This is a genomic window from Salipiger bermudensis, assembly GCF_019801965.1.
Taxonomy (GTDB): domain Bacteria; phylum Pseudomonadota; class Alphaproteobacteria; order Rhodobacterales; family Rhodobacteraceae; genus Salipiger; species Salipiger bermudensis_A.
Genome location: NZ_JAHVIA010000001.1, coordinates 269,504 through 293,229, shown reverse-complemented (window position 1 = coordinate 293,229; position 23,726 = coordinate 269,504). Strand labels below are relative to the sequence as shown.

20 protein-coding genes and 1 riboswitch are annotated in these 23,726 nt (G+C 68.4%); of the genes, 16 read left to right on the top strand and 4 right to left on the bottom strand.

All coding sequences use genetic code 11. From position 1 onward, the window contains the following. Window positions 1-31: 31 nt before the first annotated feature. The 4 genes from coaBC to KUV62_RS01450 all read left to right on the top strand — a co-directional run bounded on the left by coaBC (window position 32) and on the right by KUV62_RS01450 (window position 5,050). Complete coding sequence (gene coaBC / locus KUV62_RS01465) at window positions 32-1,228, top strand: bifunctional phosphopantothenoylcysteine decarboxylase/phosphopantothenate--cysteine ligase CoaBC (RefSeq protein WP_222601901.1); 1,197 nt, start codon at window positions 32-34, stop codon at window positions 1,226-1,228. A gap of 93 nt (window positions 1,229-1,321) precedes the next feature. After that, a complete protein-coding gene (dut, locus tag KUV62_RS01460) occupies window positions 1,322-1,759 on the top strand; it encodes a dUTP diphosphatase (protein ID WP_261395265.1) in 438 nt (145 codons plus the stop codon). Then, the gene (locus KUV62_RS01455; RefSeq protein WP_222601899.1) at window positions 1,759-2,805 is read left to right on the top strand and encodes a HesA/MoeB/ThiF family protein; all 1,047 of its coding nucleotides are present in this window, start codon (window positions 1,759-1,761) and stop codon (window positions 2,803-2,805) included. The genes dut and KUV62_RS01455 overlap by 1 nt, the downstream gene beginning before the upstream one ends. Window positions 2,806-3,028: 223 nt before the next feature. Next, window positions 3,029-5,050: a M3 family metallopeptidase gene (locus tag KUV62_RS01450; protein ID WP_222601898.1), complete on the top strand. Its 2,022-nt coding sequence runs from the start codon at window positions 3,029-3,031 to the stop codon at window positions 5,048-5,050. A 2-nt stretch (window positions 5,051-5,052) separates the two neighbouring features. Here the strand turns inward: KUV62_RS01450 and KUV62_RS01445 are convergent, their stop codons facing one another. After that, window positions 5,053-6,051, bottom strand: coding sequence for a TraB/GumN family protein (locus KUV62_RS01445; RefSeq protein ID WP_222601897.1), 999 nt, complete (start codon window positions 6,049-6,051; stop codon window positions 5,053-5,055). A 100-nt stretch (window positions 6,052-6,151) separates the two neighbouring features. Between KUV62_RS01445 and KUV62_RS01440 the strand changes: the two genes are divergently transcribed. Next, the gene (locus KUV62_RS01440; protein ID WP_222601896.1) at window positions 6,152-6,811 is read left to right on the top strand and encodes a DUF2161 domain-containing phosphodiesterase; all 660 of its coding nucleotides are present in this window, start codon (window positions 6,152-6,154) and stop codon (window positions 6,809-6,811) included. Between the two features lies 1 nt (window position 6,812). Here KUV62_RS01440 and KUV62_RS01435 read toward each other — a convergent pair whose 3' ends face one another. Continuing rightward, on the bottom strand, window positions 6,813-7,793 hold the full coding sequence (locus KUV62_RS01435; RefSeq protein ID WP_222601895.1) for a DMT family transporter: 981 nt from the start codon (window positions 7,791-7,793) through the stop codon (window positions 6,813-6,815). A 341-nt stretch (window positions 7,794-8,134) separates the two neighbouring features. Here KUV62_RS01435 and KUV62_RS01430 point away from each other — a divergent pair, with 341 nt between their 5' ends. The 6 genes from KUV62_RS01430 (at window position 8,135) to KUV62_RS01405 (ending at window position 14,210) form a co-directional block, all read left to right on the top strand. Next, window positions 8,135-8,428: a co-chaperone GroES gene (locus KUV62_RS01430; protein WP_222601894.1), complete on the top strand. Its 294-nt coding sequence runs from the start codon at window positions 8,135-8,137 to the stop codon at window positions 8,426-8,428. A 69-nt stretch (window positions 8,429-8,497) separates the two neighbouring features. Next, the gene (gene groL / locus KUV62_RS01425; protein ID WP_222601893.1) at window positions 8,498-10,138 is read left to right on the top strand and encodes a chaperonin GroEL; all 1,641 of its coding nucleotides are present in this window, start codon (window positions 8,498-8,500) and stop codon (window positions 10,136-10,138) included. Between the two features lie 210 nt (window positions 10,139-10,348). Then, a complete protein-coding gene (locus KUV62_RS01420; RefSeq protein WP_261395160.1) occupies window positions 10,349-11,473 on the top strand; it encodes a hypothetical protein in 1,125 nt (374 codons plus the stop codon). 107 nt (window positions 11,474-11,580) lie between these two features. After that, on the top strand, window positions 11,581-12,339 hold the full coding sequence (locus tag KUV62_RS01415) for an SDR family NAD(P)-dependent oxidoreductase (RefSeq protein WP_222601892.1): 759 nt from the start codon (window positions 11,581-11,583) through the stop codon (window positions 12,337-12,339). Window positions 12,340-12,360: 21 nt separating this feature from the next. Beyond that, window positions 12,361-13,008: a ribonuclease HII gene (locus KUV62_RS01410; RefSeq protein ID WP_410000827.1), complete on the top strand. Its 648-nt coding sequence runs from the start codon at window positions 12,361-12,363 to the stop codon at window positions 13,006-13,008. Window positions 13,009-13,097: 89 nt separating this feature from the next. Next, window positions 13,098-14,210 carry a site-specific DNA-methyltransferase gene (locus KUV62_RS01405; protein ID WP_222601891.1) on the top strand — a complete coding sequence of 371 codons (1,113 nt, stop codon included), beginning with the start codon at window positions 13,098-13,100 and terminating at the stop codon, window positions 14,208-14,210. A gap of 120 nt (window positions 14,211-14,330) precedes the next feature. Here KUV62_RS01405 and KUV62_RS01400 read toward each other — a convergent pair whose 3' ends face one another. Next, the gene (locus tag KUV62_RS01400; protein WP_222601890.1) at window positions 14,331-16,091 is read right to left on the bottom strand and encodes a vanadium-dependent haloperoxidase; all 1,761 of its coding nucleotides are present in this window, start codon (window positions 16,089-16,091) and stop codon (window positions 14,331-14,333) included. A 151-nt stretch (window positions 16,092-16,242) separates the two neighbouring features. On the opposite strand from KUV62_RS01400, the gene KUV62_RS01395 reads away from it, so the two are divergent. Together KUV62_RS01395 and KUV62_RS01390 are read left to right on the top strand one after the other, a co-directional pair. Continuing rightward, a complete protein-coding gene (locus tag KUV62_RS01395) occupies window positions 16,243-17,121 on the top strand; it encodes a DMT family transporter (protein WP_222601889.1) in 879 nt (292 codons plus the stop codon). 80 nt (window positions 17,122-17,201) lie between these two features. Continuing rightward, window positions 17,202-19,073: a methyl-accepting chemotaxis protein gene (locus tag KUV62_RS01390; protein WP_222601888.1), complete on the top strand. Its 1,872-nt coding sequence runs from the start codon at window positions 17,202-17,204 to the stop codon at window positions 19,071-19,073. 94 nt (window positions 19,074-19,167) lie between these two features. On the opposite strand, the gene aroC is transcribed toward KUV62_RS01390, so the two are convergent. Continuing rightward, window positions 19,168-20,268, bottom strand: a complete 1,101-nt coding sequence (gene aroC, locus KUV62_RS01385) for a chorismate synthase (RefSeq protein WP_222601887.1) — start codon at window positions 20,266-20,268, stop codon at window positions 19,168-19,170. A 94-nt stretch (window positions 20,269-20,362) separates the two neighbouring features. Beyond that, a riboswitch (TPP riboswitch) is annotated at window positions 20,363-20,462 on the top strand. A 37-nt stretch (window positions 20,463-20,499) separates the two neighbouring features. On the opposite strand from aroC, the gene KUV62_RS01380 reads away from it, so the two are divergent. From KUV62_RS01380 to KUV62_RS01370, 3 genes are read left to right on the top strand one after another with little or no spacing between them, the layout of a single operon-like run. Further along, window positions 20,500-21,483 carry a thiamine ABC transporter substrate binding subunit gene (locus tag KUV62_RS01380; protein WP_222601886.1) on the top strand — a complete coding sequence of 328 codons (984 nt, stop codon included), beginning with the start codon at window positions 20,500-20,502 and terminating at the stop codon, window positions 21,481-21,483. Continuing rightward, a complete protein-coding gene (locus tag KUV62_RS01375) occupies window positions 21,459-23,000 on the top strand; it encodes a thiamine/thiamine pyrophosphate ABC transporter permease ThiP (protein WP_222601885.1) in 1,542 nt (513 codons plus the stop codon). Before KUV62_RS01380 ends, KUV62_RS01375 begins: the two co-directional genes overlap by 25 nt. After that, the gene (locus KUV62_RS01370; RefSeq protein ID WP_222601884.1) at window positions 22,987-23,685 is read left to right on the top strand and encodes an ATP-binding cassette domain-containing protein; all 699 of its coding nucleotides are present in this window, start codon (window positions 22,987-22,989) and stop codon (window positions 23,683-23,685) included. The genes KUV62_RS01375 and KUV62_RS01370 overlap by 14 nt, the downstream gene beginning before the upstream one ends. The last annotated feature ends 41 nt before the right edge of the window (window positions 23,686-23,726 follow it).

The following is a 23,726-nucleotide window of genomic DNA, read 5'->3' as shown; positions in this document are numbered from 1 at the left end:
GGAGAGGTAACGGGCAAGGGAGTGGCGCGGGATGCTGTCGGGCAAGCGAATTCTTCTCATCATCAGCGGCGGCATCGCGGCCTACAAGGCGCTCGAGCTGATCCGCCGCCTGCGCGAGCGCGGCGCCGCGGTCACCCCGGTTCTGACGCCCTCGGCGCGGGAATTCGTCACGCCGCTCTCGGTGAGCGCGCTGGCGGGCGAGAAGGTCTATGGCGATCTATTCGATCTGACCGACGAGGCCGAGATGGGCCATATCCAGCTGTCGCGGGTGGCGGATCTGGTGCTGGTCGCCCCGGCCACCGCCGACCTGATGGCCAAGATGGCGCAGGGGCTCGCGGGCGATCTCGCCTCGACGCTGCTGCTGGCCACCGACACGCCGGTGATGATCGCCCCCGCGATGAACGTGCGGATGTGGCAGCACCCCGCCACGCAGCGCAATCTTGAGACCCTGAAGGGCGACGGCGTCAGCGTCGTCGGCCCCGACGAGGGCGACATGGCCTGCGGCGAATACGGGCCGGGGCGGCTGGTCGAGGTGCCGCAGATCGTGGCGGCGGTGGAGCGCGCGCTGGCCGACGGACCACTCAAGGGCCGCCGGGTGCTGGTCACCTCCGGCCCCACCCACGAGCCCATCGACCCGGTGCGCTACATCGCCAACCGTTCTTCCGGCGCGCAGGGCACGGCGATCGCCGAGGCGCTGCGCGATCTCGGCGCCGAGGTGGTCTTCGTCACCGGACCGGCCGAGATCGCCCGGCCCACGGGGGTCGAGGTGATCGAGGTCGAGAGCGCGCTGGAGATGCGCGCGGCGGTTCTGGGCGCGCTGCCGGTCGCGGCCGGGGTGTTTGCCGCCGCGGTCGCCGACTGGCGCGTGGCGCAGGCCTCGGGCTCGAAGATCAAGAAGCAGGCCGGCCGTCTGCCGGTGCTGGAATTCTCCGAGAATCCCGACATCCTCGCCGAGGTCTCGGCGCTCGGAGACGACCGCCCGGGGCTCGTCGTGGGCTTTGCCGCCGAGACCGATGACGTGGTCGACAACGCCACCGCCAAGCGGCTGCGCAAGGGCTGCGACTGGATCGTCGCCAATGACGTCAGCCCGGCAACGGGGATCATGGGCGGCAGCGAGAACGCGGTGGTGCTGATTTCCGACGCGGGCGCCGAGGCGTGGCCGCGCATGGGCAAGCGCGCGGTGGCGGAGCGGCTGGCGGCGCGGATCGCCGAGGCGCTGGGCGCCTGAACGCGTCCCCGCGGGGACGGAACCGATCCTGAACACGTCCCCGCGGGGACAGAACGATCAAGAGGACATGCGGACGTGGTGACGATTGCAGTGATGTGGGACGAGGGCGCCGACCAGGAGCTGGGGCTGCCGAGCTATGAGACCTCCGGGGCGGCCGGCGCGGATCTGCGCGCCAACCTGCCGGACCGGGGCGAGATCGTGCTGGCGCCGGGGGCGCGGGCGCTGGTGCCCACCGGGCTGCGGCTGGCGATCCCCGAGGGCTGGGAGGTGCAGATCCGGCCGCGCTCGGGGCTGGCGCTGAAGCATGGCATCACCCTGCCCAACAGCCCCGGCACCATCGACAGCGATTACCGCGGCCCGCTCGGGGTCATCGTGATGAACGCGGGCGAGGCGGCCTTCACCATCGCCCATGGCGACCGCATCGCGCAGATGGTGGCCGCGCCCGTGGTGCAGGCGGGCTTCGACCTGGTCGAGACCCTGCCCGAGACCGTGCGCGGTACCGGCGGTTTCGGCTCGACGGGCGTCTCCTGATGCTGCTGGTCCTCGTCCTCGCGGCGGCGATCTGGGGCGTGGGCCGGCTGATGGGGGCCTCGCGGCAGGCGCGGCTCTACATGCTGGGGCTGCTCTACGTCGCGGTGCTGGCGCTGCACCTGGTGCTGCCCGACGGGCATCCGCTGCGCATGGCGACGGGCGAGAGCCCGGCCTTCTGGGCGATCCTCGGCGGCTTCGGCGCGCTGGCTCTGGCCTACGGGCTGGTGCTGCGCCGGGTGAAGGCGCGGGCGGTGGCGCAGGAGGCGGCGCGGGCCCCGGAGGTGCCGGAGCGGCGCGGGCGCTTCGGCGAGGCGGAACTCGAGCGCTACGCCCGCCACATCGTGCTGCGCGAGCTCGGCGGGCCGGGGCAGAAGGCGCTGCGCGAGGCCAAGGTGCTGGTGATCGGCGCCGGCGGGCTCGGCGCGCCGGCGCTGCAATATCTCGCCGCCGCCGGCGTCGGCACCATCGGGTTGATCGACGACGACGTGGTCGAGAACGCCAACCTGCAGCGTCAGGTGATCCACAGCGATGACCGCATCGGCATGCCCAAGGTGTTCTCTGCGCAGGCGGCGATGCAGGCGCAGAACCCCTATGTCGAGGTGCGGCCCTATCACCGGCGGCTCGACGCGGAGAGCGCGGAGCTGCTCTTTGCCGAGTATGACGTGATCCTCGACGGCACCGACAATTTCGACACCCGCTACCTCGCCAACCGCTTCGCGGTGGCCGCCGGCAAGCCGCTGATCTCCGGCGCGCTGAGCCAGTGGGAGGGGCAGCTCTCGGTCTTCGATCCCGGCAAGGGCACGCCCTGCTACCAGTGTCTCTTCCCCGAGGCGCCGGCGCCGGGGCTGGCGCCGTCCTGCGCCGAGGCTGGGGTGCTGGGGCCGCTGCCGGGCGTCGTTGGTGCGATGATGGCGGTGGAGACCGTCAAGCTGATCGTCGGGGCGGGGCAGCCGCTGCTGGGCGAGATGCTGATCTACGATGCGCTCTGGGGAGAGACCCGGAAGATCGCGCTGAAGCGGCGCGAGGGCTGCCCGGTCTGCGGCTGAGCTCCCGGCGCCGCGCTCCTCCAGCCCTTGCGGGCTGTCCTCGCGGGTTTGGGGGTGTTGCGCGTTCTGGCAGGCACCGCGCGGGTGGCGGGGCGGATGCCTCCGGCGGGAGTATTTTTGACGAAGAGAAGATGGGGCGTTTGGCGGGGGTGCTGAATTCGTGTCGCTGCCATTGTCGTGCGGGCGGGGCGGGCTTAGCTTTGGGGCAAAAGGAGTCTCATACATGACCAACCCGCTGCTTGCCGACTGGGACACGCCGTTCCGGATCGCGCCCTTCGACCGCATTTCCGATGACGATTTCGCCCCGGCCTTCGAACAGGCGCTGGCCGAGCACCTGGCCGAGATCGAGGCCATTGCCGACAACCCCGAGCCCGCCAGCTTCGACAACACGATCCTGGCGATGGAAGGGGCCGGCGACGCGCTCGACAAGGTGCTCTCGGTGTTCTTCTCGGTGGCGGGCGCCGACAGCAACGACGCGCGGCAGGGCTTGCAGCGGGAATTCTCTCCCAAGCTCGCGGCGCACAGCTCGGCGATCTATGCCAACGCGCGGCTCTTCGGGCGGGTGGCCGATCTCTGGGCGCGGCGCGAGGCGCTGGGGCTGTCGGACGAGGAAGCCCGCGTGCTCTACCTCACCCATCGCGGTTTCGTCCGGGCCGGCGCGGCGCTCGAGGGCGATGCGGCGGAGCGCATGAAGGCGGTCAAGTCGCGGTTGGCGGTGCTGGGGACGGAGTTTACCCAGAACCTGCTGAAGGACGAGGCCGAGTGGTTCATGCCGCTTTCCGAGGCCGATCTCGAGGGGCTGCCGGGCTTCGTGGTGGATGCGGCGCGTTCCGCCGGCGAGGCGCTGGGGCAGGGCGGGCCGGTGGTGACGCTGTCGCGCTCGCTGATCGTGCCGTTCCTGCAATTCTCGCCGCGAAGGGATCTGCGGCAAAAGGCCTTCGAGGCCTGGGCGGCGCGCGGCGCCAATGGCGGGGAGACCGACAATCGCGGCATCGCCGCCGAGGTCCTGGCGCTGCGCGAGGAGCGGGCCAAGCTGCTGGGCTACGCCGATTTTGCCTCCTACAAGCTCGAGACCGAGATGGCGGGCACACCCGACCGGGTGCGCGAGCTCCTGATGCAGGTCTGGGAGCCGGCCCGGGCGCAGGCGCTGCGCGATGCCGCCGATATGGAGGAGATGCTGCGCGAAGATGGCATCAACGACGCGCTGCAGCCCTGGGACTGGCGCTACTACGCCGAGAAGCGCCGCAAGGCCCTCCACGATCTCGACGAGGCCGAGCTCAAGCCCTACCTGCAGCTCGAGCGCATGATCGAGGCCGCCTTCACCTGCGCCACCCGGCTCTTCGGCCTCGCGTTCAAGCCGCTCGACGTGGCGCTCTACCACCCGGATTGCCGGGCCTGGGAGGTGACCCGCAACGGCGAGCATCTCGCGGTGTTCATCGGCGATTACTTCGCGCGGGCGTCAAAACGCTCGGGGGCCTGGTGTTCGGCGATGCGTAGCCAGGCCAAGCGGCCGAAGGTCGAGACGCCGATCGTGGTCAACGTCTGCAACTTCGCCAAGCCGCCCAAGGGCAAGCCGGCGCTCCTCTCCTATGACGACGCGCGCACGCTGTTCCACGAGTTCGGCCACGCGCTGCACCAGATGCTCTCGGACGTGGAGTTCGGCTCGGTCTCGGGCACCTCGGTGGCGCGCGACTTCGTAGAGCTGCCGAGCCAGCTTTACGAGCACTGGCTCGAGGTGCCGCAGGTGCTCAAGGAGTTCGCCACTCATGCCGAGACCGGCGCGCCGATGCCCAAGGCGCTGCTCGACAAGGTGCTGGCGGCGGCAACCTTCGACATGGGTTTCCAGACGGTGGAATACGTGGCCTCGGCGCTGGTCGACCTGGAGTTCCACTCCGGCGCGGCCCCGGGCGATCCGATGGCGCGGCAGGCCGAGATCCTGCGCGGGATCGGCATGCCGCAGGCAATCACCATGCGCCACGCGACGCCGCATTTCGCCCATGTCTTCGCCGGCGATGGCTATTCCAGCGGCTATTACAGCTACATGTGGTCCGAGGTCATGGATGCGGATGCCTTCGCCGCCTTCGAGGAGGCGGGCGACGCCTTTGACCCGGCGACGGCGGAGAAGCTCGAGAGTTTCATCCTCTCGAAGGGCGGCTCGCAGGAGGCGGAGGATCTCTACACCGCCTTCCGGGGCCGGATGCCCGGCGTCGAGGCGCTGCTCAGGGGGCGCGGGCTCGCCGCCTGACCTCAGAAGGGTTCGCGCGTCAGCGTGAACCCGTCTTCCTCCAGCAGCCGCGCCACGCCCTCGGGCCCCGGCAGGTGGGCGGCGCCGAAGGCGGCGATGACCGGGCCTTCAGTGGTCGCGGCGGCCTCGAGGATCACCGGCAGCCAGGCGCGGTTGCGGCTGGCCAGCAGCGCCTCGTTGGTCTCTGCGATCAGCGCTTCGGCCTCGCCGGGGGCAAAGCCGCCGCTGCGCTTCATCAGGATGCCGGAGAGCGCCCACATCTCGCCGGGGCGCTCGTCGAAATAGGCGGCCACGGTGGTGGCCATGCCGTCCTCGCCCTGATCCTCGGTGGCCAGCGCCATCGACATCATCTCGATCTGCTCCTCGAGCGGGGCGGCGTTGAAGATGCCGAAGGCGGTGTCGAAAGGCTCCAGCGGCAGGGTGGGCACGCCGGCCTCATCGGCCAGCGCCTCGAGGCGCACGTCGAGCCCGTTCTGCTCCTGCATCGCGGCCTGGGCGCAGGCCGGCAGGGCCAGCATCATCGACAGATACCAGGGCCGGAACTTGGCCGCCATGACGCCGGGGATGCCGCGCGCCTTGGCCGCCGCGACCAGCGCCTGCCAGTCGTCTTCCGGCATCAGTTCGGGCAGGGTGGTGTCGGTCAGCAGCAGCAGCTCCGGGCGGTCGGACATTGCGCCGATCAGTTTCGCCTGCTCGGCCTGTGGCATCTCGAGCAGCAGCGCGCCGGCCTCGGCAATCACCGGGCGCAGACGGTCGACCGGGCCGTCGAGCCGCGGGTCGCTGAGGTGCATGGTGCCGACGAGGTGGATGACCTCGCCATCCTTCTCGGCGCGCCAGTGATTGCCGGTGGCGTAGGGCATGTCGGCGATGAGGGCGTCGAGCTCGGCGCGTTCGCCGGCGCTCAGGGTCTGGCGCAGGTCGGTGCCCTCGCAGGCGGCTTGAGCGGTGGCGGCGGGCGCGAGGGAGAGGCCCAGCAGGGCGGCAAGGATCAGGCGGCGCATCGGGTCTTTCTCGCTGGTCGGGCAACGGGGCGGCAACAGGTCGGGCGCAGGCTAGGGCAGGGGATGGACAGCGGCAAGCGGCGGGGTCACTCTCCGCGCCATGCAGCGGGAAAGTGAACTCTACGCGCCGGTCAAGGCGCTGCTCATGGGGCAGGGGTATGAGGTGAAGGGCGAGGTCGGTGCCGCCGATCTGGTGGCGATGCGTGGCGAGGAACCGCCGGTGATCGTCGAGCTGAAGCTGAAGATCTCGCTGGCGCTGTTTCACCAGGCGGTGGCGCGGCTGGCGCTGAGCGATGCGGTCTATATCGCGGTGCCGAAGCCCACTGGACGAACCGCGAGGCGGGCGCTGAAGGACAACCTCGCGCTCTGCCGCCGGCTGGGGCTCGGCTTCATCGTGGTGAAGGAGGGGCGGGCCGAGGTGCTGTGCGATCCGGGGCCTTACGCGCCGCGCAAGAACAAGCGCAGGCAGGCGCGGCTCCTGCGGGAATTCCAGCGCATCGAGGGCGATCCGAACGCCGGCGGCGCGACCCGGCACGGCATCGTGACGGGCTACCGGCAGGACGCGCTGCGCTGCGCCGCGCACCTGGCCGAGCACGGCGCCTGCCGCGGCCGCGACGTGGTGGCGGCGACCGGCGTCAAGGAGGCGACGCGGATCATGCGTGACAACCATTACGGCTGGTTCGACAAGGTCGCGACCGGGGTTTACGCGATCAGCGCCGAGGGCCGCGCCGGGCTCACCCACTGGGCCTATAGCTGGTAGCTCAGATCTCTTCCGCGCGGGCGGCGGCTTCGGCGGCATTGGCCGCCTCGGCCCGGGCGATGTTGCGCTGGCGCTTGGCGACGACGCGCTCGCGGTTGAGGGTGTAGAGTCCCGAGGCCACGATGATGGCGCAGCCGAGCAGCGTCCAGAGGTCGGGCAGGTCGGAGAACAGCAGGAAGCCGTAGAGCGTGCTCCACAGGATCATCGAGTATTGCATCGGCGCGACGACCACCGCCTGCGCCACGTCGAGCGCGCGGATGATGAAGATCTCGCCGGTGGCGGCGCAGAGCGCCATGCCGGCGGCGACGAGCCAGATCCAGCCCTCGGCCGGCATCTCCCAGACGAATGGCATGGGTAGCGTCAGCAGCAGCGTCGATGTGATCGAGGTATAGGCCACCGTGGTGGCGATGGTGTCGTCGCCGCTGAGCATGCGCGAGAGGATCTGGCGGGCGGCAAAGGCGGTGGCGGCGGCGACGGTGATGAAGATCGCCGGGTGGAACACCCCCATGCCTGGGCGGATCACCACCATCATGCCAAAGAAGCCCACCGCCACGGCGGCCCAGCGGCGCCAGCCCACCGGCTCTTTCAGGAACAGCCCGCCGATCGCGGTGACGATGAACGGCGCGATGAAGGTCACGGCGGTGGCGTCGGCCAGCGGCACGTGCTGCACGGCGATGATGAAGAGCCCCGCCGAGCAGGTCGCGAGCACCCCGCGCGAGATCTGCACCACCGGGTGGCGGGTGCGCATCACGTGCAGGCCGCGCATCGCCAGCATGACGATGACGCCGGAGAACAGCCCGAGCTGGCGCATCCAGACGACCTGCAGCGCCGGCAGCTCGGTGGTCAGCAGCTTGGCCATCGCGTCGGTCGCGCCGAAGAAGACGAAGCCCAGCGTAATCAGCAGGATACCCTTCATGTTGTCGGGGGCAGGGCGGGCGGAAGCGTGCGGCACCACGACGGAGGCAGCGGGATGGGTGGGCATGTCTGGCTCTTGGGCTGGGGCGGCGCGGGAGGGCGCCTTCTTGGTATACCATTTCACGGATTGCCGCCGGGCGCCATGCCTTTCGCGCCGCTTGTCGCCGTTCCAGAAACCCCGGGCAGGGGCGATCGGCATATTTGCGCCCAGCGGGTTTTGATCTGCGAAATCGTTCTTAGGTGAGGGCTGCGAGGCGCTGGGGAGGAGTGAATTTTTTCGGGATCCTCCCGTTGACACGACTCGCAGCGGTCCCTAGCTATGCGCCATTAGCACTCAGAAGAGGTGAGTGCTAACGGCCCCGCAAGGGGCTGTTACTGGGACAAACTTTGAGCCAGGAGTACTCGAAGATGGCATTCAAACCGCTTCATGACCGCGTGCTGGTCCGCCGCGTTGAGAGCGACGAGAAGACCAAAGGTGGTCTGATCATCCCCGACAGCGCCAAGGAAAAGCCCGCAGAGGGCGTCGTGGTCGCATGTGGCGAAGGCGCACGCAAGGACAGCGGCGAACTGATCGACATGGCCGTGAAGGCCGGTGATCGCGTCCTGTTCGGCAAGTGGTCGGGCACCGAGGTTTCGATCGACGGCGAAGAGCTGCTGATCATGAAGGAATCGGACATTCTCGGCATCACCGAAGCCGCCTGAGACCCGTTTCCCAGAACTGACCGGCGGGTGCGCCCGCCTATTCCCAACAGAATTCAGGAGAACTGACAGATGTCTGCAAAGGACGTGAAGTTCGATACCGACGCCCGCACGCGCATGCTCAAGGGTGTGAACATCCTCGCCGACGCGGTGAAGGTGACCCTCGGCCCGAAAGGCCGCAACGTTGTGCTCGACAAGTCCTTCGGCGCCCCGCGCATCACCAAGGACGGTGTTTCGGTCGCCAAGGAAATCGAACTGGAAGACAAGTTCGAGAACATGGGCGCCCAGATGGTGAAGGAAGTTGCTTCCCGCACCAACGACGAAGCGGGTGACGGCACCACCACCGCCACCGTGCTGGCCCAGGCCATCGTCAAGGAAGGCATGAAGTCGGTCGCAGCGGGCATGAACCCGATGGACCTCAAGCGCGGCATCGACCTGGCCACCGCCAAGGTCGTCGACGCCATCAAGGCGGCTGCCCGCCCGGTGAACGACTCCAACGAAGTTGCCCAGGTCGGCACCATCTCCGCCAACGGCGAAGAGGAAATTGGCCGCCAGATTGCTGACGCGATGCAGAAGGTCGGCAACGAGGGTGTCATCACCGTCGAAGAGAACAAGGGCCTCGAGACCGAGACCGACGTCGTCGAAGGCATGCAGTTCGACCGCGGCTACCTGTCGCCCTACTTCGTGACCAACGCCGACAAGATGATTGCAGAGCTCGACGACTGCATGATCCTGCTGCACGAGAAGAAGCTCTCGTCGCTGCAGCCGCTCGTGCCGCTGCTCGAGCAGGTCATCCAGTCGCAGAAGCCGCTGCTGATCATCGCGGAAGACGTCGAGGGCGAAGCCCTGGCGACCCTCGTGGTCAACAAGCTGCGCGGCGGCCTCAAGATCGCAGCCGTCAAGGCACCGGGCTTCGGCGACCGCCGCAAGGCCATGCTGCAGGACATCGCGATCCTGACCGGCGGCCAGGTGATCTCGGAAGATCTCGGCATGAAGCTCGAGTCCGTGACCATGGACATGCTCGGCACCGCCAAGACCGTCACCATCACCAAGGACGAGACCACCATCGTGGACGGCCATGGCGAGAAGGCGGAGATCGAGGCTCGCGTGTCGCAGATCCGCACCCAGATCGAGGAAACCTCCTCGGACTACGACCGTGAGAAGCTGCAGGAACGCGTTGCCAAGCTGGCAGGCGGTGTGGCTGTCATCCGCGTCGGCGGCATGACCGAAGTCGAAGTGAAAGAGCGCAAGGACCGCGTCGATGACGCCCTGAACGCGACCCGCGCGGCCGTTCAGGAAGGCATCGTGGTCGGCGGCGGCGTTGCCCTGGTTCAGGGTGCCAAGGCCCTCGACGGCCTGGAAGGCGCCAACAGCGACCAGAACGCCGGCATCACCATCGTTCGCAAGGCCCTGGAAGCACCGCTGCGCCAGATCGCCCAGAACGCCGGTGTCGACGGCTCGGTCGTCGCAGGCAAGGTCCGCGAGTCCGACGATCTCAAGTTCGGCTACAACGCCCAGACCGACCAGTACGGCGACATGTTCTCGTTCGGCGTGATCGACCCCGCGAAGGTCGTCCGCACCGCGCTGGAAGATGCAGCTTCGGTTGCCGGCCTGCTCATCACCACCGAGGCGATGGTTGCAGACAAGCCGCAGAAAGACGCCCCCGCAATGCCCGACATGGGCGGCATGGGCGGCATGGGCGGCATGATGTGATCCGGCGGGCCTCCCTCGGGAGGCCGCCGCGACCATCCTGGTTGCTTGTGCCACGAGGCACGCAAAGGGCTCCTTCGGGGGCCCTTTGTCATGTCTGGCGGTTCGCAGGGATCGCCGTTTGGTTGCAGGAAGCCGAATTTGATCCTGCGTAAGGTGCCCGGTCTGCGCCGGTGCTAGCCTTCCCCTCGATCCAAACCGAGGGGGAGTGAGATGTTCAGGCTTTTTCATCTGTTGTTTTTGCTGCTCCTGCTGCCCGCCCTGCCGGCGCTGGCGCAGGAGAAGACCGAAAGTTTCGACCTCGGCGGTGACCGGTTCATCGCCGGTCGCACCGCCACCATGGCGGAGCCCGGACGCGCCGACGTGTTCCTCGCCGGCGAGCGGGTGGCGCTTGAGGCGGAGATCTCCGGAGCCGCGCATATGGCGGGGCGCTGGGTGAGCGTGACGGAGCCGGTGGGGCAGGGGCTCTACGCCGCGGGCCAGGAGGTGCGCGTCGCGGGTGCTGTTTCCGGCAATGCCACGCTGGCGGGCCAGCGCGTCGACGTGACCGCGCCGATCGCCGGCAACCTGCGGGTCTTCGGCTCCGAGATCACCCTCTCGGCGCCGATCGAAGGCACGCTGCTGGCGGGCGGCGAGTTCGTCGAGATCGACGGGCCGGTGGCGGGCGACATCGCGCTCAGCGCCCGCGAGCTGCGTTTCGGGCCCGACGCGGTGATCGAGGGCACGCTGACGCTCTACGAGGACGATCCGGGCGAGATCGCGGTGCCGGAGAGCGTCATCCCGGCCGACCGCGTGCAACGCGAGGAGATCAGCGAGTGGGAGCCGATCCGCGAGGGCGGCTTCTGGCCCGGCGTGAAGGCTGTCATCAGCTTTGCCATCGGCGTGCTGATCGTGGCGCTGGTGGCGGCGGTGGCCGCGGCGCTGATGCCGGTGAAGTTCGCCGCGATGCGGACGCAGCTGCTTGGCCACCCGTTCCGCACCCTGCTCACCGGCTTCATCGCGCAATCGACGCTGATCGGGGCCGGCATCCTGCTGGCGCTGACCCTGATCGGCCTGCTGCTGACCCCGGCAGCGCTGTTCTTCGCCGTGGTGGCGGGGCTCATGGGCTATATCGTCGGCGCCTATGCGCTCGGCGTGGGCGCGCTGAAGCTCGCCGGGCGGGGCTATCCGCAGGAGGCCAAGCATCGGGCGTTGGCGGCGCTTGCGGGCGCCGTCATCGCGGCGCTGGTGGCGCTGATCCCGCTGGTCGGCTGGATCGCCATCATGGCGCTGTCGCTGGCCGGGCTCGGGGCGGTGACGCGGACGGCCTTCCCGAAACGGTTCCAGACCGCCGGCTGAGGGAGGGCCCGGGCGCCATGCAATCGCTGCATGGCGCCTTCGCGCCCGGAACGAAGCTCCGGGCGCCCCCGTTGTCTTTCCAAAGGATTGAAAGGAAAGGCAACTTGATGACTCGTTTTGAAAACAAGACCGTGATCGTCACCGGCGCAAGCTCCGGCATCGGCGCCGCCACCGCCCGCCGCTTCGGCCGGGAGGGCGCCAACGTCGTGCTGATCTCCCGCACCCAGTCGAAGCTCGACGCCGTCGCGCAAGACATCCCCTCAGCCAAGGTGGTGCCCGCGGATCTCTCGACGAAGGAAGGCGTCGCGACCGCCGCCAAGGCCGCGCGCGAGGCGTTTGGCCGGGTCGACGTTCTGGTCAACAATGCCGGCACCGCGGTGATGGGCAGCATCGAGGATGTCGACGAGGACGGCTTCGCCGAGGTCATGGAGACCGACGTCACCGGCGTCTGGCGGCTGACCAAGGCGCTGTGGTCCGATCTCAAGGCCAGCAAGGGCAACGTGGTGATGACCTCGTCGGTCTCTGGCATCGGCGGCGACTGGAACATGCACGCCTACAACACCGCCAAGGGCGCGGTGACCAACCTCACCCGCGCTCTGGCGCTCGACGCGCGCAACAGCGGCGTGCGGGTCAACGCGGTCAACCCGAGCTTCACCAAGAGCGAGCTGACCGCCGACATGCTCGACAACGAGGAGCTGGTGGCGAAGTTCATGGAGCGCATCCCGTTGGGCCGCCCCGCCGAGCCGGAAGACATCGCCGACGTGATCGCCTTCCTCGCCTCCGACGACGCGCGCTTCGTCAACGGGGTGAACCTGCCGGTGGATGGCGGGCTTTCTGCCTCGAACGGCCAGCCGCCGCAGGCCTGAGCCCTTGATCCCGTGCCGTCCATGGTCTTTCTGGGCGGCATGACTGGACCTGACGACTCGTTCGAGACGCCCCTGTGGGGAGAAAACCTGCGCGTGGCCGGGGTCGACGAGGTCGGCCGCGGCCCGCTGGCGGGCCCGGTGGTGGCCGCCGCCGTGGTGCTCGACCCGCTCTGCATCCCGCCGGGGCTCAACGATTCAAAGAAGCTCAGCGCCAAGCGGCGGGCCCGGCTCTCGGCCTGGCTGCACGAATGCGCCGAGGTCAGCATCGGCGTGGCCTCGGTCGAGGAGATCGATGAGCTCAACATCCTGCAGGCTTCGCTGCTCGCCATGCACCGCGCGGTAACGGGCCTCGAGGTTCCGGTGCAGCACGCGCTGGTGGACGGGCGTTTCATCCCGCCGCAGCTGCCCTGCCATGCCACGCCGATCATCAAGGGGGACGGGCGCTCGGTCAGCATCGCTGCCGCCTCGGTTGTCGCAAAATGCTACCGCGATCGCCTGATGCGGGACTTGGCGCAACAGCATCCGGGCTACGGCTGGGAGACCAACGCCGGCTACGGGTCGAAAAAGCACAAGGATGCCCTCCAAAATCTGGGAGTGACCCCTCACCATAGGCGATCCTTCAAGCCGATACACAATATCTTGTGGCAAGCTAATTTCACAAGTGACTGATTCAAAAAAGAAATTGACCGCGAATCACCTTTGACTCAAAATTAGGGCCAACCAACGAGTGCAAAAGCACCATAGGGCTTGAGGCAGAGATGAACGCGATGACCAAACCGAAGAGCGCGGAAGCGCTCCCTATCAACACGATTCTGGCCGGGGACTGCATCGACATGATGAACAGTCTGCCGGCGGAGTCCGTCGATCTGATATTTGCGGATCCGCCCTATAACCTTCAGCTGAAGGGCGAATTGCACCGTCCGGACAACAGCCGCGTCGATGCGGTGGATGACCACTGGGACCAGTTCGCCTCCTTCGCGGCCTATGACAAGTTCACCCGCGAGTGGCTGGCGGCGGCGAAGCGTCTGCTCAAGCCCAACGGTGCGATCTGGGTCATCGGTTCCTATCACAACATTTTCCGCGTTGGCGCGGCGCTTCAGGATGCCGGCTACTGGATCCTGAATGACGTCATCTGGCGCAAGTCGAACCCGATGCCGAACTTCCGTGGCAAGCGCTTCACTAACGCCCACGAGACGATGATCTGGGCGTCGAAGGGCGAGGGCGCGAAATACACCTTCAATTACGAGGCGCTGAAGGCGCTCAACGAGGGCATCCAGATGCGCTCGGACTGGGTCTTGCCGATCTGCAACGGCGGCGAGCGCCTGAAGGACGCCAATGGCGACAAGGCGCACCCGACCCAGAAGCCGGCGAGCCTGCTGCATCGCGTCCTGGTGGGCTCCACCAACCCGGGCGACGTCGTGCTCGACCCGTTCTTCGGCACCGGCACCACCGGCGCCGTGGCCAAGATGCTCGGCCGCGACTGGATCGGCATCGAGCGCGAGGCGGCCTATCGCGAGGTGGCCGAGCGCCGCATCGCCGATGTGCGCGCCTATGACCGCTCGTCGCTCGAGGTCACGCGTGCCAAGCGCGCCGAGCCGCGCGTGCCCTTCGGCCAGCTGGTCGAGCGTGGCCTTCTGCGCCCGGGCGAGATGCTGGTCTCGGCCAATGGCAAGGTCGCCAAGGTGCGGGCCGACGGCACGCTGGTGGGCGACGATGTGAAGGGCTCGATCCACCAGGTCGGCGCGCATCTCGAGGGTGCGCCCTCGTGCAACGGCTGGACCTACTGGCATTTCCGCAAGGACGGCAAGGTCGTCCCGATCGACGTGCTGCGCCAGCAGATCCGCGCCGAGATGGCCGCCCGCCCGAACTGAGGCTAACGGACAACCACAAGAACACCGCCGGTGCCTGCGCTTGCAGGCGCTGACTGGCCCCGTCTGCGCTCGCAGCCGGGGCCATTTTTTCGCGGTTCCGGCTGTCTCGCCGCGATGCGCTCAGCGCGCGCCGATGCGGACGCAATCGCCGTCGAAACTCGCCAGCGAGAACACCACCTGGTCGGTCGGGTAGCACATGGCCTGCTCCTCGAGCATTCCGATGGCGATCTGCTCGCCCATGCGCAGGCTGTCGTAATAGTCGGAGAAATAGTGCACCCCGGCCATGTTGCGCCCGATCGAGATATTGGCGGCCAGCTTGTTGAGCTCGCCCTCGAGGGTCAGCGGGCAGCGGATCTTGTGCGGCTCCAGCGTCTCGCAGCCCTTGCCGGGCGCGAAGAACAGCGGCGTCTCGATGTCGTGGTAGAAGCCCGGCTGGCCGGCGTGGCAGCTGCCCTTGTCGGCGTTGATGCCGAACACCGTGCCGGTGTCGAAGAACGCCTTGAGGATGGTGACGCAGGCCCCCGCCACCGTGGCGTGGCCGGCGCCGTAGGTCGGGTGCATCGGCGAGCCCTCGGCGAAGGCCATCGGCAGCAGCGCGGTGCCGGTGGGGTTGAAGCTCTCGACCGCCTTGACGGTGTCGCCGATCTGCTCGCGCATCTCGGAGAAGCAGCCGCAAAGCGCCGGGAAGGTCTTGTCGATCTCCGCCGCCTTCTCCATTCGCGCCGCCAGCGCCTCCGGGCGCAGCCGCAGGTGGGTGTTGAACTTCTGGAAGCGCACCGCCTTGAGCGCCCGCGTCGCCACCTCGGTCACCAGCGTCAGGATGTGCGGCCCGCCATAGAGCGCGAAGCCGCCGGTGTTCTGCGGCGTGCCGGTCGGCTGGTTGAGCGGATTGTACATCTCGCGCATGCCGGAGAGCTTGCCGATGCCGGAGTCGAAGGGCGTCCCCATGCCGAGCAGGATCAGCGCGGCGTTGAGATAGGCCTGGTAGAGCGCGTCGAAATGCACGTAGGTGGCGAGATCGCGCGGCGTGCAGATGAAGCGGCGCTTGCCCGACAGGTTCTGGCCGGGGCTGCACTTGTTGACGTCGAACCCCTGCTGGACATCGTACCAGCTCTGCCAGTCCTGCATGTAGTCGTCGCCCGGCTCGGCGACGAGGACGCGCTGGTCGATGCCCTGTGCGCCATAGGTGATGACGCCGTCGGCGACGCCGCTGCTGCCGGCCTGGTTGCCGCTGCCGATCCACATGAACTGCGACAGGTAGGGGCCTTTCTCGACGCCTGGCGCCGAGCCGCGGAAGATGGTCTGGCGGGTCAGGCTGCCACCTGCGGTCATGCGCGGGCGCGAGGGGAAGCCGGCGCCGGCATAGGGCAGGGCCGAGAGCCGCGCGATGGCGTCGTCGATCTGGCCGTCGCCGGGGCCGCCATCCTGGTCGAAGCTCTGGAACGGCACGTCGCGCAGCAGCGCCAGCTCGTAGACCTCGGCCATCTCGAAGGCCAGCTCGTCGCTGCACAGCGCCGGGGCCGGCGGCATGGTGACGGCCTGCGCGTCGGGCCCCTCGAGATCGTAGGCGGTGCCGGCGGTCGGCGCTTCCCACTTGCGACGCGCGCAGTCTTCGGAAAGCGGCACCGGCACGCGCGCGGTGAAGGCCTCGATCCAGCCCTCGTCGATACAGTTGCGGAAGGCCTCGAAATGGCGCTTCTCGGCGACGAGCCCGAGCCCGAAATCATGGTCGAGCCCCTTGGTGAAACTCATCGGGTAATGGGCGGCGGAGTAGCGCTCCTCGTCGCCATTGCTGACATGGCGGGGATGGGGGCGATGATGGGCAGCCTTTGCCGCATCGATACGAATGCGCAACGCGCTCTCGGCACGGTTCTGAGTCATGATTGAAATCCCTAAATAAAATCTGAACGCCGAAATGAATGGCGATTTCAGTTTCATGAAAGGGCCCCAGGGTGGTCAAGTAAGGAGTTCCAGACCTTCGGATTGACCCCGTCGCGCGCTCAGGTCATTGGTGCGCAAACGGAGTATGTTCATGGATCTGCGCGCGATCTTCATGGGGCTGGGCTTTGCGCTCATGTGGTCCTCGGCCTTCACCTCGGCCCGCATCATCGTCAGTGCCGCCCCGCCGATGGGCTCGCTGGCGCTGCGGTTTCTGATCTCCGGGCTGCTGGCGGTGGCGCTGGCCCGGATCATGGGCCAGAGCTGGCGCCTGACGCGGGCGCAATGGCGCGCGACGATCATCTTCGGGATCTGCCAGAACGCCTTGTATCTCGGGCTGAATTTCGTCGCCATGCAGACCGTAGAGGCGTCTTTGGCCTCGATCGTTGCCTCCACCATGCCGCTGATCGTGGCGCTGGCCAGCTGGCTCTGGCTCGGCGAGCGGCTGCGCCCGGTGGGTTATGGCGGACTGCTGGCCGGGGTGCTCGGCGTGACGCTGATCATGGGCGCGCGGCTGCAGGGCGGGGCGGATCCGTTCGGGGTGATGCTCTGCGTGCTGGGCGTGCTGTCGCTGGCGGTGGCGACGCTGTCGGTGCGCGGCGCCATCGGCGGCGGCAACGTGATGATGATCGTCGGGCTGCAGATGCTGGTGGGCAGCGCGCTGCTCTGGCCGATGGCGCTGGCCTTCGAGCAGCCCGAGGTGAGCTGGTCGTGGGAGCTGATCGCGGCCTTCGCCTACACCGTGCTGATTCCCGGTGTCGCGGCGACCTTCGTCTGGGTGCTGCTGGTCGAGCGCATCGGGGCGACGCGGGCGGCGACCTTCCACTTCCTCAACCCGTTCTTCGGCGTCGCCATCGCGGCGCTGCTGCTGGGCGAACCGATGGGCCGCATGGACGTGGTCGGTGTTGCGATCATCACCGCCGGGATCCTCGCGGTGCAGCTGTCGCGGATGCCCGCGCGGCCGGCGCGTTAGAAGGGTTTGTTTACACCTGTCTGCTAGCTCACGGCACGGCGCATAGGGTGCGCGGTCGGAACAGGAGCAAAGCGGCGGTGATGAGACGGTTTTCCATCAGGATCCAGATCCTGGCCCTTGGCATGGTGTTCGTGCTGCTGCTGGCGGCCAGCGGCGTGCTGTCGTGGAACATGCAGAGCAAGGTCGCGCGCGACGTGCATTTCACCTTCGACGTGGCCAAGCAGAACGAGCTGATCGCCTGGGTGCGCGAGGATCTCGAGCAGGCCCGCGCCGATCTGTTGCGGACGGCGCGCGGCGAGGGCGGTGCCTATGCCAGCATGATGGGCAACCTGCAGGAGGTGATCCGCGACATCGGCGAGCACGAGGGCGTGTTCAATGATACCGCCTCGCAGCGCGCCCGGCGCGATGATTTCCACGAAATCTTCGAGGCCGTCAGCTTCGAGGTGTCCGACCTGTCCCAGAGTATCGCGGAATGGGCCGGGGACGGGGAGGAACGGGCGTTTCAGGGCACGGATATCGGCTGGCTCTACACCAGGCTGGTCAAGATCATCGCGGATGTGGACGGGGTGCAGGAGGTCGTGCGCACGCTCACGGCGGTGACCGAAGACAAGACCGTTGCGGCGGTCGAACGCAGCCAGACGCTTCTCGCGCTGTCCCTGGCCGGGGTGACGGGGGTCTCCTTCGTCCTGGTGATGGTCTTCGGCCGATTGCTGTCGGTCCCCTTCAAGACCGCGGCGGATTCGGTCAGCCGCTTGGCCGAGGGAGATTACGACACCGAAATCGGCGGCACCGGCTATGGCGACGAGGCGGGCATGATCGCGAGCAACCTCGAGAACCTGCGCGACCGGCTGCGCGCGGGCGATGAGGATGCGGCGCGCGAACGGGTCGCCAATGAACGCCGCATCGCGCTGTTCTCCGCGCTCGGCGCCGCGATGGGCGGGCTGTCGCAGGGGCGTATCGACAGCCGTCTCGACACATCCGAATGGACGGATCTCGGCGAAAGCTACGAGGCGATCTGCCGCGATTTCAACGAGCTGTCGGAGCAGATCGGCGATCTGATCGCCTCGCTGCGCGATTCCGCCGAGATGGTGCAGCGCAACTCGCAGGAGCTGTCCTCGATGTCGACGGAGATGTCGCGGCGCTCCGAAGTGCAGGCCGCCACGCTCGAGGAATCCGCCGCGGCGCTCGAAGAGATGTCAGGCAGCGTGCGGGCCGCTGCGGAGCGTGCCGAAGAGGCGGATGAGCGCGCCGGCGCCGGTCGGCGCCGCGCCGAAGAAGGCGGCGCGGTGATGGAGCGGGCGCTGGCGGCGATGAGCTCGATCGCCGCGTCCTCCGATCAGATCACCCAGATCATCGGGGTGATCGACGACATCGCCTTCCAGACCAACCTGCTGGCGCTCAACGCCGGGGTCGAGGCGGCCCGCGCCGGAGAAAGCGGCAAGGGCTTCTCGGTGGTCGCCTCCGAGGTCCGCTCCCTGGCCCAGCGCGCCTCTGAATCGGCGCGCGAGATCAAGGCCCTTGTGTCGAACAGCTCGCAGCAGGTGAAGGATGGCGGCCAGCTCGTCGAACAGACCGGCGAGACCCTGGGAGACATCGTGCGCTACGTGACGGAAGTCTCCGACATGGTGGGCGATATCGCCTCCGCAGCCAAGGAGCAGGCCGCCGGTCTGCAGGAGATCAACGTGGGCGTGGCCGAGCTCGACAAGGTCACCCAGCAGAACGCCGCCATGGTCGGCGAGACCAGCTCGGCCAGTCAGCAGCTCAGTAGCGAAGCAGACCGCCTGACGGCGCAGCTCAACCGCTTCATGGGCGGCGAGCCCGGGCAGCTCGAAGAGGTGACACCGGTCTCCGTCCCGGTCGAGGAACTGGCGGTGCCACCCGCCCCGGTCGCGAGCGAGACGCCGATGAAACGTGCTTCCGGAGACGATGTCACCATGTGGGAGGATTTCTGAGCCCGGCGGTTGGGCAAGCGGCGCCTGGAGGGCTGGCGCGCGTGGCCTGACAGACAATATGACACCGCGGCAAGAGGATGCCGCGGCGACGGGGTCAGCCTATCTTGCCGCGGTTCTCACCGACCTGGCCGCGATGCAGAAGCAGGTGATCGAGCAGCACGCAGGCCACCATTGCCTCGCCCACCGGCACCGCCCGAATGCCGACGCAGGGATCGTGACGGCCCTTGGTGATGATCTCCGCCTCCTCGCCCGACTTGGTGATCGTGCGTCGCGGTGTCAGGATCGAGGAGGTCGGCTTGACCGCGAAGCGCAGCACGATGTCCTGCCCGGTGGAGATCCCGCCAAGGATGCCGCCGGCGTGGTTCGAGCTGTAGACCGGGCCATCCGGCCCCATGCTGATCTCGTCGGCATTCTCCGAGCCGCGCAGTGCCGCCGAGGCCATGCCCTCGCCGATCTCCACCGCCTTCACCGCGTTGATCGACATTGCCGCCGCGGCGAGATCGGTGTCGAGCTTGCCGTAGACCGGGGCACCAAGGCCCGCCGGCACGCCGCGCGCCACCACCTCGATCACCGCGCCGACGCTGTCGCCGGACTTGCGTAGATCGTCGAGATAGCCGGCCCAGGTCACGGCCGCCGTCGCATCCGGGGTCCAGAACGGGTTCTGCGGGATCTGCGCGAAATCGACATTGCCGCGGTCGATCTGGTGCGGGCCGACCTGCACCATGTAGCCGGTGACCTCGATGCCCGGCGCCAGCGTGTCGAGCGCCGCGCGCGCCAGCCCGCCGGCGGCCACGCGGGCCGCCGTCTCGCGTGCAGAGGAGCGCCCGCCGCCGCGATAATCGCGGATGCCGTATTTCTGCCAATAGGTGATGTCGGCATGGCCGGGCCGGAACTTCTCGGCGATGTCGCCATAATCTTTCGAGCGCTGGTCGGTGTTCTCGATCATCAGCTGCACCGGCGTACCGGTGGTCTGGCCCTCGAACACGCCCGACAGGATGCGCACCGCGTCGGGCTCGCGCCGCTGCGTGGTGAACTTGTTCTGCCCCGGCTTGCGCTTGTCGAGCCAGTGCTGGAGCATCGCCTCGTCCACCGCCACGCCCGGCGGGCAGCCATCGACCGTCGCGCCGAGCGCGGGCCCGTGGCTTTCGCCCCATGTGGTGACGCGGAACAGGTGGCCGAATGTGTTCATGCTCATGCGCGATCTCCTTTGTCCCGGCTTCCTGTAGGGCAGGGGCGGCGGCGTCTCAAGGGATTTCACCTTGCAAGGCCCCCCGCGCAAGATTAGGTCTTGCGATACCTCGGGGTGCCCGCACGGGCTGAGATGCATGACGCGAACCCGTTGAACCTGAACCGGTTGATACCGGCGGAGGGAAGGTGACGGCATCCTGCCCAGTCTTGCCCTCTCGCCGCAAGTCTGGAGGACGCCATGAAGGCCACCACCACTTTTGCAGCGGGACTTCTGACCGCCAGCGCCGCGCTGGCCGAGACCCCTGTCCTGACCGTCTACGCGGGCGATTACATCGTCTCGGAATGGGGCCCGGGCCCAAAGATCGAGGAGATGTTCGAGGCCGAGTGCGACTGCGACCTGCAGTTCAAGCCCGGCGACCTGCTGCCGCGGATCCTGCTCGAGGGCGAGCGCACCGAGGCCGATATCGTCTTCGGGCTCAACACCGACGTCACCAAGAAGGCGCGCGAGAGCGGCCTCTTCGCGTCGCACAACGTTGACCTCGCGCCGCTGACCCTGCCGATCGAGTGGGAGGACGAGATCTTCCTGCCTTATAATTACGGCCACACCGCCTTCATCTACAACACCGAGCGGCTGGCCGAGCCGCCGGCGAGCTTCGATGCGCTGCTCGAGGCGCCCGACGATCTGAAGATCGTGATCCAGGACCCGCGCAGCTCGATCTCCGGGCTGGCGACGGTGCTGTGGGTGCAGTCGGTCTATGGCGAGGGCGCCGAGGCGGCCTGGGAGAAGCTGGCGCCGAAGATCCTCACTGTGACCAAGGGGTGGTCGGAGAGCTATGGCCTTTTCACCGACGGCGAGGCCGACATGGTGATGAGCTACACCACCTCCCCGGCCTATCACATCATCGCCGAGGACGATCGCACCAAGAAGGCCGCGATCTTCCCGGAGGGGCACTACTTCATGGTTGAACTCGCCGCGAAAGTGGCGAGCACGGATCAGCCGGAGCTGGCGGATGACTTCCTGGCGTTTACCATGAGTGAACCGTTTCAGGAGATGATCGCCACGGGCAACTGGTCGTTCCCGGCGGCGCTGCCGCGCGAAAAATGGCCTGAGGGGTTCAAGGAGCTCGAGCTGCCTGAAAAGGTGCTGTTCTACTCCGAGGATGAGGCGGCGGCGCTGCGCGACGAGGCGGTCGAGGCATGGCGCCGCGCGCTGTCGCGCTGAGCCGGGGCTCTGCGGCGGCCTGGGCCGCCGGCCTGGCGGTGGCGGCGCTGACGCTGGGGCCGGTGGCGGCGGTGCTGCTGCGGGCCGGTGGCTGGGGCGATCTCGGCCCTGGCGACTGGCAGGCGCTGCGCTTCACGCTGCTGCAGGCGCTGGCCTCGGCGGGCGCCAGCGTGGCGCTTGCCGTGCCGGTGGCGCGCGCACTGGCGCGGCGGCGCTTTCGCGGGCGGGGGGCGCTGGTGGCCCTGATGGGGGCGCCGTTTATCCTGCCGGTCATCGTCGCCGTGCTCGGGCTGATCGCGGTGTTCGGGCAGAACGGGCTGGCGAACGGCGCGCTGCGGGCGCTGGGGCTGCCGGAGATGACGATCTACGGCATGCACGGGGTGATCCTCGCGCATGTGTTCTTCAACCTGCCGCTGGCGGTGCGGCTGCTGCTGCAGGGCTGGCTGGCGATCCCGGCCGAGCGCTTCCGGCTTGCCGCTTCGCTCGGGTTGTCGCCTTGGGCGATGTTCCGGGCGCTCGAGGCGCCGATGCTGCTGCGCATCGCGCCGGGGGCTTTCGCGGTGATCTTCGTCATCTGCCTGTCGAGCTTCGCGGTGGCGCTGACGCTGGGTGGCGGGCCAAGGGCCACCACGGTGGAGCTGGCGATCTACCAGGCGGTGCGGTTTGACTTCGATCTGGGCCGGGCGGCGCTCCTGTCGGTGATCCAGCTCGCGCTGGCGCTCGCCGCCGGGCTGGTGGCGCTGCGGCTGGGCGCCGGGAGCGGCTTTGGCGCCGGGCTCGACCGGGCGCATCGGCGCTGGGACGGCCAGGGGCCTGTCGCGCGCGTGCTCGACGGGCTCTGGATCTCGCTGGCGGCGGCGTTCCTGCTGACGCCGCTCGGCATGGTGGCGCTGCGTGGCCTGCCGGGGCTGGCGGCGCTGGGGCCCGGGACCTGGGAGGCGGCGGTGAATTCGATCACCGTGGCGCTGGTCTCGACCGCGCTCTGCATCGCCTGGGCGCTGCCCTTGGCGACGCGGGGCGGCGAGCTGGTGGGGCTTGCGGGCATCGCGCTCTCGCCGCTGGTGCTGGGCACCGGCTTGTTCCTGATCGTGCGGCCTTATGTGAACCCGTTTGCGCTGGCGCTGCCGGTCACCATGGTGGTGAACGCGCTGGTGGCGCTGCCCTTTGCGCTGCGCATCCTGCGCCCGGAGGCCGAGGCAGTGCGGGCGGAGTACGGCTGTCTGGCGCTGGCGCTCGGGCTGAGCCGCTGGGCCTGGCTGCGGCTGGTCTTCCTGCCGCGGCTGCGGCGACCGCTGGGCTTTGCCGCGGGGCTGACCGCGGCGCTGTCGATGGGCGATCTCGGCGTCATCGCGCTGTTTGCCGATCCCGACCGGGCGACACTGCCCTTGCAGGTCTACCGGCTGATGGGCTCCTACCAGATGCAGGCGGCGGCCGGCGCGGCGCTGCTCCTGCTGCTGCTGAGCTTCGGGGCGTTTTGGATCTTCGACCGGGGAGGGCGGGTCAATGCTGACGCTTGAAAAGGTCCGCTACGGCGATGGAGGGTTCTCGCTCGAGGCGGATCTGAGCCTCGCGCCGGGGCGGCGGGTCGCGATCATCGGGCCATCGGGGGCGGGCAAGTCGACGCTGCTCGACCTGATTGCCGGGTTCCGGCGGCCGGAAGAGGGCCGGGTGCTCTGGCAGGGGCGCGACATCACCGACACGGCGCCCGACCGGCGTCCGGTGGCGATGCTGTTCCAGGAGAACAACCTGTTTCCGCATCTCGACCTCGCGCGCAATCTCGGGCTGGCGCTGCGGCCCGAAGGCGGGCGGCTCTGGGCGGATGAGCGCCGCGAGGTCGAGCGGGCGCTCGACCGGGTCGGCCTGAAGGGCTATGCAAATCGCAAGCCCGGGGCGCTCTCGGGCGGTCAGCAGAGCCGGGCGGCGCTGGCGCGGGTGCTGCTGCAGGCGCGGCCGATCATTGCGCTCGACGAGCCCTTCGCGGCGCTGGGACCGGCGCTCAAGGGCGAGATGCTGGAGCTGGTGCGCGGCGTGGCAGGCGAGCTCGGTGCGCTGGTGCTGATGGTCAGCCACGATCCCGAGGACGCCAAGCGCTTCGCCGACGAGGTGGTGCTGGTGGATGCGGGCGTCGCAGCGGCGCCGGTCGCCACGCGGCGGCTGTTTGCCGATCCGCCGGAGGCGCTGAGGCGCTATCTCGGGAGCTGAGCGGCGCGCTCCTCAAGCCCTTGCGGGCTTTCCTCGCAAGC